Genomic DNA, 12,389 nt, shown 5'->3' on the forward strand with positions numbered 1-12,389 from the left:
CGTAATTAATGCCGTTAGAAACAAAATAGCGCTAAGAATTGCTGCTGTTATTAAAAACCAGGAGAGCTATAAAAATAACTTTAATATTGCCGCTTAAAATTTGTTTTTATCATAACAATCATTTCGACTGTAGCGAAGCGAAATGGAGAAATCTATTTAAAAAGATCCTGAAACAAGAGTTTAGAATTACTATTAGAAAATGGGCGGACAGTCGTTTTTGGAGGCCTGCTGTCCCGCTCTTCGTTACAAGTCCTCGCCCTCGTGCTTCGGTCTGCGGGCTTTACACTACGATCGGGTTTAGGTACAATGGTTCAGTGCCTTAAATTCTAATTCTGCGCAGATCTTAATAGAATCGTCATTTCGACCGCAGTGGAGAAATCTATTTAAAAAGATCCTGAAACAAGAGTTTAGGATGGCTATTAGAAAATGGGCGGATAGTAGTTCTTGGAGGCCTGCTGTCCCGCTCTTCGTTACAAGTCCTTGCCCTCATGCTTCGGTCTGCGGGCTTTACACTACGATCGGGTTTAGTTACAATGGTTCAGTGCCTTAAATTCTAATTCTACGCAGATCTTAATAGAATCGTCATTTTGACCGTAGAGTTTAGGATGACTATTAGAAAATGGGCGGATAGTAGTTCTTGGAGGCCTGCTGTTCCGCTCTTCGTTACAAGTCCTTGCCCTCATGCTTCGGTCTGCGGGCTTTACACTACGATCGGGTTTAGTTACAATGGTTCAGTGCCTTAAATTCTAATTCTGCGCAGATCTTAATAGAATCGTCATTTTGACCGTAGAGTTTAGGATGACTATTAGAAAATGGGCGGATAGTAGTTCTTGGAGGCCTGCTGTCCCGCTCTTCGTTACAAGTCCTTGCCCTCATGCTTCGGTCTGCGGGCTTTACACTATGATCGGGTTTAGGTACAATGGTTCAGTGCCTTAAATTCTAATTCTGCGCAGATCTTAATAGAATCGTCATTTTGACCGTAGAGTTTAGGATGACTATTAGAAAATGGGCGGATAGTAGTTCTTGGAGGCCTGCTGTCCCGCTCTTCGTTACAAGTCCTTGCCCTCATGCTTCGGTCTGCAGGCTTTACACTACGATCGGGTTTAGGTACAATGGTTCAGTGCCTTAAATTCTAATTCTGCGCAGATCTTAATAGATTCGTCCTTTCGACCGCAGTGGAGAAATCTAACAGATAAGGTCCGGATACAAATCCATACCAACAAAAGAAAATTCATGATGATTTCATATTAAATCTTTACTTTCGCCTTTTGAAAGCAAAGCGCATCGTATAAACACAAAAGCAGGAGCTTACCTTATTAAAAAACCACAACAAACGTGTTAGATAGTTTAGTCATCATTCCCACCTACAACGAGAAGGAAAATATCGAAAAGATCATTAGAAAGGTTTTTTCTTTAACCCAGCCTTTTCATGTCTTAATTATTGATGATGGTTCGCCGGATGGAACTGCCGAAATTGTAAAATCTTTACAGGCCGAATACGACGGGCATCTTTTTATCGAAGAACGTGCAGGTAAACAAGGCCTGGGCACTGCATATATTTACGGTTTTAACTGGGCTTTACAAAGGGCATACCCTTATATTTTCGAAATGGACGCCGATTTCTCACACAACCCGGATGATTTGGCCCGTTTACGCGAAGCTTGTGTAAACGGTGCAGATGTGGCCATAGGTTCGCGTTATGTAAAAGGTGTAAATGTGGTAAACTGGCCAATGGGCAGGGTTTTAATGTCGTACTTTGCTTCGATGTACGTACGCTTCATTACCAGAATTAATATTCAGGATGCTACTGCTGGTTTCAAATGTTACCGCAAAATCGTGTTAGAAACCATTCCGCTCAACAAAATTAAATTTGTAGGCTATGCCTTTCAGATCGAAATGAAATTTACCGCCATTAAATTCGGTTTTAAGGTTGTCGAAGTGCCTATTATCTTCACCGACCGTACCGAAGGAACTTCTAAAATGAGTACCAAAATTTTTAGAGAGGCTTTTCTAGGGGTTATTCAAATGAAAATGAACAGTTGGTTTAGAAATTATAGTCGGAAGGTTTAAGTTTGGAGCCGGGAGACTGTAGTTGAGAGTTGCTAAATGTCAATCGTCCCAAGCTCAGAAATTTGAATTTAACCGTTAAATGTTTCTGCTCTTTGTAAACTCCGCACTCAAAATTCCAAACTTACAACTTACTTTCCCTCATCATTGCGCCGAAATCCTGCCCCTTATCCATTGCTTTAACCGTCATGGTAAGTCGTTTTGTGCGTGTGGCTTCGGTTTTCGCCTGATTGATCCAGTTGATGTAATAATTCTGGTGTGATTTAGGTTGTTTTAAGAAATTTTCCATTAGATGCTCCTCTTCCGAAAGGCAGATTTCGAGATCCTCAGGCATTTCGATTTTAAAATCTTTATCTTCTTCTAAATACAGTTCGATAGCTGCTCCTGCTTCTTTTTTCAGTTTTTTACGGAGTTCGCCTTTTAAGGCAATAATAAAATCGCCCTCGCCCATTGGGATGGTTGCCAGTCCGACTACCTCAACCTGATCTATTTTCCCTTTTACCCTGAAACTCTTTTTACAACCTGGCTTCATTTCGCTGGCTAAAGCAGCAGAAATAAATACATAACTCCAGCCGGTTTTTTCGCCCATGGCTTCGAAACGTTCTATTTCTGCTTTAAAGTGGATCATGGCTCTAGAAATTAAGATTCCTTTATTTTATAATGTATGTTTCTTCCACCACCAAAAGCGGCCAGAATACCTAAACTTTCTAATTCTTGCAAATCTCTGGTAGCAGTAGCTTTTGAGGTTTTAGTAATAGATATATATTTTTTAGCCGTCATTCCTCCTTCAAAACCATCTACGCCGAAGCTGTACATTTTATGTAAGACTTTCTTTTGCCTATGATTTAACTTTTCCTTAAATAAATCAAAAACCTTAATTTTATTAAGTGTAAAATCAATCATTTTCTTTGCATCAAACTGTGCCTGCAGGGCAACAGTTACAAAAAATTTTAACCATTCAGTAATTTCATTGCTTCTTTGAGCAACTTTTAAAGCCTGATAATATGCAGACCTGTTGCCTTCAATAGTTTTTGATAAACTTAACATTACTGGTCTTCCCAATGTTTGAGAAATTGCCTTTTCAGCAATTGCCCTTCCAATACGGCCATTACCATCTTCAAATGGATGAATTGTTTCAAAATACAGATGAGCAATTGCTGCCCTTATCAAAGGATCTTTAATTTCTTTAGGTCCAAATGGCTTTGTTTCGTTAAACCATGTTATAAATGCCTTCATTTCTCCTACAACACGGGCAGATGGCGGTGCCTCAAAATGGACTTCTTCTTTTCCAAAGCTACCGGATACAACCTGCATCGGATCGTCACTTTTTCTCCATGCACCCGCAGCTATATGTTTACTTTCCCCGAACAAATAATTATGCCAATTCCATAAGGTTTCATTGCTCAGTACGTCAGAAAATGTATTCCTAACATCAATCATTAAATTGGCTATTCCAGAAGCCCTTTTATCTTTAATAATATCAGGTGTTTTATTAAGTCCTAAATTATTTTTGATTGAAGACATTACATCTTTCCTGCTTAAAAACTCGCCTTCAATCTCAGAGGTTTTTATTGCTTCCGACAATATCGTTTCTAATAGTGCTTCCCGCCCAACATCTTCAGGCAATAACTTTAATAAGGCATTAACTTCGCCTGTTTCTTGCGCAAAATCGTACAATTGATGCTCAATTTCTCTGGTAGAAAAAGTAAAATTTGGCCATGTAGGAAGTTCCCAATTATATTGCATGAGCCGAATATACCATTTATTCGGCTCAAAAAAAAGCCATTTTATGAGCCGATTAGCAAAATTATTCGGCTCATGATATTTAGAATGTATTTGAAATTTATAACAGTTGAGCTTTATTGTTTGTACCATAGGAGGCATTTAAGAACATATAAGTTTAATATCATCCTTCCCGCGCAGGCATGAATTTTAAAGCTTATTGCATTAAGATTCCCAATCAAGTTGGGAATGACGAATCCTTATTTTTTAATCAATCGCCACCGGGTTCATCTGGATATCCAGCTTGGCAAACTTTAATACTTCAATGCTCTGAAATCCGAAATCTTCAACCACTTTACCTAAAATGAGGTAACAGCCTTTTCCTTTAAAAGGGTACATCGGTGTGGTGTTAGGGAAATGGGTGGTATCGAAGAAATCGCCGTTTGCATCTAAAAAGGTACCGAACCACATTTTGGTATTTTTAATGGTATGCACTGTTTTTTCGCATACATAATTGCCTACCATCCTTACGGTTTTACCTAAATATTTGTGCAGATCGGCTGTCATTACATCACCGCGGTAAGGTGTTTTTAGAAAATCGAACATTTTATAATTAAGCGGATACCCCAGTAGTTCGAGTTCGGTATAGGCATTTTCGAGTTCCGAATCCATTAATGCAGGCAGCTCGTAAGTTTTGTAACTCAGCTTGAAAAGCTCCGCATGGTTTATCTTTTTCTGTTTAAAGCCAAGGTAATTATGCACGTCCCAAAGCAGGGTTTTGCGGTCTTTCCCGGTAAAGCGAAATGCACCCAGGCGGATTAAGAGAATGGCCTGTTCGAGCGAAACGCAGGTTCGTTTCACAAAGTCTTCGAGATCGAGATATGGCCCGTTTGCTTTGCGTTCCTGAGGAATAATTTTAATGTTTTTTTCTTCCAAACCCTGAATGCCAATGAAACCCAGATGGGCATCTTCGCCTGTTATGGTTACCACCTCATCGCTTTGATTAACACAGGGCAGATGCACCCTCGCGCCTGTTTTTTGCAGTTCGTGCACATATACCCAGCGACTATAAAAACCACCATAATTATTGAGCACCGCAACCATAAACTCCTTAGGGTAATAGGTTTTTAAGTAAAGGCTCTGATAACTTTCTACGGCAAATGAGGCCGAATGGGCCTTAGAAAAACTATAACCCGCAAAAGATGAAATCTGCCGCCATACTTCGTTAACCAGTTCTTCGGAATGCCCCTGGTTCCTGGCCGAAACTTTAAATTTGTTCACCAACTCTTCAAAAGCGAGTTTAGACCGGTATTTACCACTCATCGCCTTGCGGAGAATATCCGCATCGGCCAGATCCAGCCCTGCAAAATAATGGCAAACTTTAATTACATCTTCCTGATAAACCATTACACCATAGGTTTCGCCAAGCCGCTCTTTCATCACGTCACAGAGGTACACTACTTTTTCGGGCGCATGATAACGCTCGATATAGGATTTCATCATGCCTGAGCTGGCTACTCCCGGGCGGATAATGGAGCTGGCCGCCACCAGGGTAAGGTAATCATCACATTTCAGCTTTTTAAGCAGTTGCCGCATGGCCGGCGATTCGATGTAAAAACATCCGATAGGTTGTCCTTCTTTAAGAATATTATTTAGCTTCTGATCTTTTTTAAACTTTGGAAAATCGTGGATATCGACCTCTTTTCCTCTATTCTTTTTAATTAATTGCACGGCCTCACGGATGTGCCCGATGCCCCGCTGGCTTAAAATATCGAATTTTTCGTAACCTATGGCTTCGGCTTCGTACATGTCCCATTGCACCGTTGGAAAACCTTTTGGCGGCATATCTAATGCGGTATAATAGGTAATTGGCTCCTGCGAGATCAGGATCCCCCCGGCATGGATAGAGCGCTGGTTAGGCATACTTTTCATGTAGCGGTGCACAGCCAATAATTTCTGGTAAGTGGCATTGAGCAGGTTTTCGCGTTCTTTGGTGGGATCGGTAAAACTGTCTATTTCTTCTTTAGGTAAGCCCATTACCTTGCCAATTTCCCTGATGATTGCGCGGTCTTTAAAAGTACTCATGGTGCCCAAAAAAGCCACATGCCATTTGGGATAACTGTCAAAAATATATTGCTGTATGATCTCCCTTTCGTCCCATGAAAAATCGATGTCAAAATCCGGCGGACTTGTTCTTTTTTCGTGCAGAAAACGTTCGAAATAAAGGTCCAGATCAATGGGATCTACATCGGTAATGCGCAAACAATACGCTACGATGCTGTTGGCACCGGAACCACGGCCTACGTGGTAAAAACCGCAATCTTCCATGGCATAACGTACAATATCATAAGTAATGAGGAAATAGGCACAAAAGTTTTTAAGTTCGATAATCCGCAGTTCTTTTTCCAACCGCTTAATGGCAATGGCATTGTTCTCACCATAACGGTCTCTAAGTCCTTTTTCGGCCAGTTCGCGAAGCATCTTTTTATCACCATCGAAATTAGCAGTATAAAAAAACTTATTTTTTGAGGAAGGCGTGGGCGTATCTTCAAAATAAACACTTAAATCGCAACTATTGATCAACTTTTGTGTGTTTTGAACAATAAAAGGATACTGCTCAAATTGCTGCGTGAGGATTGCTTCGGGGATCAAAAATTCGTCGGGATTGCATTTTTGCTCATCGGGCACTTTACTTAAAAGGGTATTGAGTTCTATTGCCCTTAAATATTCGTGCAGCCGGTAAGTAATTTTATCGCCCACGGTAACGGGATGCCATACCAATAATTTTTCTTTCTGTTTTAAAATCGGATGCCCATACAAAAAATTGAGCTGTTTGCCCCGGATGCCTACGAATTCGTTCTCTTTTAATGTTTGGTTAAAAGTTTTTTGAAAGGGATAAATGATGTACACATTTTCCATTTCGGGCGGAACTTCCGGCAATGGAATATGATAAATGTTATGGTGACTTAAAAACTCGTTCAGCTCGCGCATACCTTCCTTATTTCTGGCAATCCCGACATACAACAACTTGTTACCGATCCTAAATTCGATCCCGGCCACAGGTTTGATCTGGTAAGGAATGTTGCCTCTGTGTATTTCGTCGGCTTCTTTGGCAATACCCTGTTTGTAGCACTCGCGGATAAATTCTACCGCCCCGGTTGAGTTGTTGATATCGGTTAATACCATCTGATGGATCCCCAAATGCCGCGCAGTAGCAATAAGCTGATCGATGCTCTGTGTACCATATTTCAGGCTGTAAGAAGAATGTACATTCAAAAACATAACTATTCGTAAGATTTAGTGCCTGTTATTCCTTTTTCGCTCATAAAACTCCTGATTTTTGAACGTTTTCTCACTTCCGGCTCCTGATTTGGCTCTTCTTCTTCAGTATTTTTAAGCAATACTTTCTTTTTTCGTGGATTGTACTTGATTATTTTCCCCTGTTCATCGCGGGGTGGCTGGGTAACAATACAGGCTTTTACCACGGCTTCGGCACCATAATTATTGCGCACTTTATCCATGGCCTGGTAAAGGCTATATTCTTCTTCGGCGATATTATACAGGCCGATCTGTTCGTAACCGCTTACCAGATGCGACAATTTAACGCCCACCAAACGCAGTAACATCCGCTTGGAATATACTTTTTCGAACAGGCTGTGTGCCTTGCTGATTAGCAGTGAATCGAGCGAGGTATAAGGGATCCGCTCCTGCTGGGTAACGGTTTCGAAATTGGTATAACGCACGGTTACGGTAATGCAGGCGGTCAGTTTTTTCTGGTTGCGGAGCTGAAAAGTAAGTCCGGTAACCATACCGGTAATGATGGCTTTGAGTTTGGACATGTCCATGGTATCACTTTCAAAAGTAGCCTGTGTACCGATCGATTTTCTTTCGCGGTAAGGTACTACGGGTGCGAGATCGATTCCGTTTGCTTTTTGCCAAAGGCTCAATCCGTGCTGCCCTAAGATTTTAAACATAAGCTGTTGGGGAATCTGCGTGAGGGTAAGGATTTCGCGGACGCCCATTTCGCTCAGTTTTTTATAGGTGGCATGACCGATGCCGGGAATTTTATGGATGGCGAGGGGATCGAGAAAAGGGCGCAGCTCGGGATAGGTAACCTGTAATTCACCACCCGGTTTTGATTCGTTAGTGGCAATTTTTGCTACCGTTTTATTAATGGACAAGCCAAAGGAAATGGGTAAACGCATTTCTTTTATAATGGTTTGCCGCAGTTCTGAAGCAAATTTCATGCAACCAAAAAAGCGGTCCATACCAGTCATATCGATATAATGTTCGTCGATACTGGCCTTTTCAAAAAGCGGGACTTTATCGGCAATGATTTCGGTAATATCATGTGATGCCTTGGAATACTCTTCCATGTCGCCCTTTAAAAATATGGCTTGCGGGCACAGTAATTTAGCTGTCCGGCCTGGCATTGCGGAATGTATGCCGTATTTACGGGCTTCGTAACTGCAGGAGGCTACCACGCCCCGATCGCCGCCCCCGCCTATAATAACAGGTTTGCCTGTTAGGTTGGGATTTTTTCTGATTTCTACCGACACAAAAAATGCATCTTGATCCATATGAATAATCTGCCTTTCTTTTTCCATTACTATACAATTGGGATGATTGAAAACAAAAATACTAATATTATTAGTTTTAAACTGATTTAAATTTAGTAATTTTTAAACATAATACTAAATATTTTAGTTTTATTTTTTGAAGTAATTTTAAAAATTGTCTTTCTGAACAGGCATGAATTTTGAAATTAAGGTTTGGTTAAAGGCACTGAAAATAACGCGGTGGTGCGTAAGGACACGAACCATGGGATTACCGGAGCAACGCGAAGTGGAGAGACTATTTAGACAGCATTAAATTATTCCATCATCCATTTTCCATCATTTTTGATCATTAAGGAGTTAAGAAAATTAAGCAGAGGAAATATTCAGTTAATGCATCGCGGTGGTGCGTTGGGACACGAGCCACGGAATTAAAGAAGTGGAGAGATCTATTGGACAGCATTAAATTATTCCATCTTACATTTTACATTTTCCATCATTTTTGACCATTAAGAAGTTAAGGACATTAAGCAGAGGAGATATTCAGTTAACGCATCGCGGTGGTGCGTGAGGACACGAACCACGGAATTAGCTAAGTTATCACATTGACAGATTCCAATAGAAAGATCGTCATCCCGACCGGAGCAACGCGAAGTGGAGAGATCTATTTAGACAGCATTAAATTATTCTATCATCCATTTTACATTTTCCGTCATTTTTGATCATTAAGGAGTTAAGAAAATTAAGTAGAGAAGATATTCAGTTAATGCATCGCGGTCGTGCGTGGGGACACGAACCACGGGATTAAAGAATTGGAGAGATCTATTTGGACAGCATTAAATTATTCCATCATCCATTTTACATTTTCCATCATTTTTGACCATTAAGGAGTTAAGAAAATTAAGCAGAGGAGATATTCAGTTAGCGGATTGCGGTGGTGCGTGAGGACACGAACCACGGAATAAACAAAAAATGCCCCTGATTTCACCAGAGGCATATACTAAAAAATTGAATATATTGTTTCCTTATCTGTGTTCTATTGTTTTACAATTTTAAACTCGGTACGTCGGTTTAACTGGTGCTCGGTGTCGCTACAATCTACTCCATTGGCACATTTGTTCAGCAATTGAGTTTCGCCATAACCTTTAGCGGTAATGCGGTTTTTATCGATCCCTCTTGAAATGATATACTGTACAGCAGATTCGGCTCTTTTTTGCGACAGGTTTAGGTTGTAATTATCTTTACCCCTGCTATCGGTATGTGAACCTAATTCGATCCAGATGGTTGGGTTATCTTTCATGATTTTAACCAGCTTATCCAGTTCAACAGCAGCATCGGGGCGTATATTCCACTTATCGAAATCGTAGTAAATGTTTTCTAACCTGATGGCTTTATCAATCACCACACCTTCTAAATACAGGTTTTGGGTAAGTACGCCCGAAGTGGTTAAACCAATGGTTGCCAGGTTTTCTACGTCAGACCGGTAATCTGTTTTTTCTGCTGAAACATTGTATTCGGTTTCTTTGGCCAGATTAAATTTATATCCCCCGTTATCGTCGGTTTCTGTTTTTAAGATCGATCCGTTTACTTTTGCTAAGGTTACCAATGCACCTGCAATAGGCTGATTTGTATTTTTATCAAAAACGCGGCCCTCTAATTTAAAAGCCAGGATCATTTTCTGATCGATGGTATAAATATCATCGCTGCCTAAACCACCATCGCGGTTAGAAGAAAGGTACACAATACCGCCTTTTTCGTTCAGGCTAAAGCCGAAATCATCCTGTGGCGAGTTAAAAGGATAACCCATATTTTCGACCTTACCAATGCCACCACCTTCTCTTAAAGCCTGATAAACATCCAGTCCGCCCATGCCTACCCTGCCATCGCTTGAGAAATAGAAGTTGTCTTTTTCATCAAAAACAGGACTGCGGTCGTTACCTTCGGTATTTACTTCTTTCAGGTTAATTGGTTTACCCCATTCGCCTGCATCGGTTTTTAAACATACATAAATATCGGTACCGCCCAATCCGCCCGGCATGTTGGAAGCAAAATAAAGGCTGTTTCCATCGGTGGTGATAAAAGGATCGCCAACAGAATATTCGTTTACATTGTTATAGGCGAAAGAAACCGGCTCGCTCCATTTGCCATCTGCATTTTTGGTGCTGCTATAAATTTCTACATTTACGGTACTCGGCCTGTTTTTTACTTTTTCGAGCTCGTTAGAGATGCGGGTTAAGGTAAAATACATGGTTTTACCATCGGCGGTAAAACTTGCAGAACCTACGTGGTACCTTGTTCCTGCTTTGATTGGAAATAATTGAAGGCTATCTTTTGGTGAAGCTTTGGAATACAGTTTCAAATATCCGTTACCTGTCCAGCCGTAAACCTGTTTATCGGGTTCTTTTGATCCGTCGAAACGCAGGAAAGGTTTGCTCTCTTCTGATGTTAAACCTTTGGCAGACCTATCGGAAGTAAACACTACCCCGCCCTGGTAATTAACCGCACCCCAGTCAGACTGCGCACTGTTTAAGGCAACCTGATTGATCAGTTCGATTTTTTTAGGGTTTTTGATCCATTTTAAAGCCGAATCGCAGGAAGCAATCCAAACGGCCTGTTGTTTTTCGGATACATCTTTCTTTTTATCGATGTAATTTAAATACTGAAGTTTGGCTTCGCTGTATTTCGAATTGCTTTGTAAAGCTTTGGCATAACCTAAAATATTTTCAGGTTTGCTTTCCGGCATTTTAGAGGCAATGGCGTACCAGCTTTCGGCCTGTTTGTAGTTATAAATCAATGCATAGGCACTGGCCAAGCGCTCTGCAACGTGTAAGGATTTTTTCTTTTTATAGGCCTGTTCGTACAAATCAATCGCCTTGCTATAATTAAACAGCTCGTACTGTTTATCGGCATCTTTGAGTACATACTGTGCTTTTGCTGAAAAATTGAAAGCGAGTAAACAATATGCAGAAAGGCAGGTACCTATTAAAATTTTCTTCATTATGTTGTTTGGATAATTTAGTCAAAAATACTGAAATACTTGGTTAAAACACCCTTGGAGTTGCCAGCCTGATGTTTGGTTTAATGAATGAATAAGATAGCGAAATTTCGTGCGTGCCGCCGCTGTAGCCCTGCAACGGACCAACGGAGAAATCGTATCCATAACCGATCCTGATTTTCTCTGATGGAAAAACCTGGATTGCTGCTACCGCTGAATTTCGCGGGGTAAGGTCTTTTTGAAGATAACTTTTATCGTACAACTTTACACCTGTACGGTAAGAGCCGCCCACCCAAAGGAAATCTTTGATCATTAAGAAGGCGTTTACATCTAAACTGGTCGGGCCGCCACGGTCATCTTTTAACAGGAAGGAAGGTTTGACCTGAAAATCTTCGTTAAGCGGGAACAATGCCCCGGCGGTTAAATAATAATGCGGTTTTGGCTGTGGGATAAAGGCATAGCGGTCGATATTGATGTAAGTGGCAATCAGGTTATCTACCGAAAAACCGGCATAATATTTATCGTTGGCGAAGTACACCCCTGCCCTGGCATCGGGCACAATGGTACTCTGCATGCCTACAGGCTGGTTAGGCTCCGGGTTATTTGGGTTGAGCATGGAGCCGTCGATACCCAATTGCACCATCCCTACCCCAAGGCCTAAAGCTAACCTCGAGCTGCCATCGTCGTTCATCCTGATGCGGTAGGCATAGTTGCCATAAATACTCAGGTTGTTCTGCGCACCAAGTTTATCGCTGGCCACCTGGAGGGCAAGCCCTACGTTACCGCTGTTGGCAATGGCATCTACTGCAAGCGACATGCTCCTTGGTGCTCCGGTAATGCCCGTCCACTGGCTACGGTAAAAGCTATGCACATTGAGCACTTCTTTGTAGCCCGCATAGGCCGGATTAATGTAAATTCCGTTAAACATGTACTGACTGTACTGGGCATCCTGTTGTGCAGATACCGGTCGCGAAAGCAACAAAAACGAACCTGCTATTAACCATATTAATTTCTTCATTATCTTAACATCTTAGTGTTCGGCCTGGTTT

At 41.2% G+C, this 12,389-nt stretch carries 7 protein-coding genes; 1 reads left to right on the top strand and 6 read right to left on the bottom strand.

Annotated features, from left to right (window positions below):
- Positions 1-1,335 precede the first annotated feature (1,335 nt).
- Entirely contained in the window at positions 1,336-2,070 is a 735-nt protein-coding gene (locus ABD769_RS22155; protein ID WP_344853539.1) for a polyprenol monophosphomannose synthase, read from the top strand.
- A gap of 121 nt (positions 2,071-2,191) precedes the next feature.
- On the opposite strand, the gene ABD769_RS22160 is transcribed toward ABD769_RS22155, so the two are convergent.
- From ABD769_RS22160 to ABD769_RS22185, 6 genes are all read right to left on the bottom strand, one after another.
- Positions 2,192-2,695, bottom strand: coding sequence for a YdeI/OmpD-associated family protein (locus ABD769_RS22160; RefSeq protein ID WP_344853540.1), 504 nt, complete (start codon positions 2,693-2,695; stop codon positions 2,192-2,194).
- Between the two features lie 11 nt (positions 2,696-2,706).
- Complete coding sequence (locus tag ABD769_RS22165; RefSeq protein ID WP_344853541.1) at positions 2,707-3,942, bottom strand: Fic family protein; 1,236 nt, start codon at positions 3,940-3,942, stop codon at positions 2,707-2,709.
- A gap of 114 nt (positions 3,943-4,056) precedes the next feature.
- Positions 4,057-7,071: a DNA polymerase III subunit alpha gene (locus tag ABD769_RS22170; protein ID WP_344853542.1), complete on the bottom strand. Its 3,015-nt coding sequence runs from the start codon at positions 7,069-7,071 to the stop codon at positions 4,057-4,059.
- A gap of 2 nt (positions 7,072-7,073) precedes the next feature.
- Positions 7,074-8,396 carry a DNA polymerase IV gene (gene dinB, locus ABD769_RS22175; RefSeq protein ID WP_344853543.1) on the bottom strand — a complete coding sequence of 441 codons (1,323 nt, stop codon included), beginning with the start codon at positions 8,394-8,396 and terminating at the stop codon, positions 7,074-7,076.
- Between the two features lie 985 nt (positions 8,397-9,381).
- Positions 9,382-11,343, bottom strand: a complete 1,962-nt coding sequence (locus tag ABD769_RS22180; protein WP_344853544.1) for an OmpA family protein — start codon at positions 11,341-11,343, stop codon at positions 9,382-9,384.
- 43 nt (positions 11,344-11,386) lie between these two features.
- A complete protein-coding gene (locus ABD769_RS22185) occupies positions 11,387-12,358 on the bottom strand; it encodes a PorP/SprF family type IX secretion system membrane protein (protein WP_344853545.1) in 972 nt (323 codons plus the stop codon).
- Positions 12,359-12,389: the final 31 nt, after the last annotated feature.

The sequence above is a fragment of the Pedobacter jeongneungensis genome, assembly GCF_039538295.1.
Lineage (GTDB): Bacteria > Bacteroidota > Bacteroidia > Sphingobacteriales > Sphingobacteriaceae > Pedobacter > Pedobacter jeongneungensis.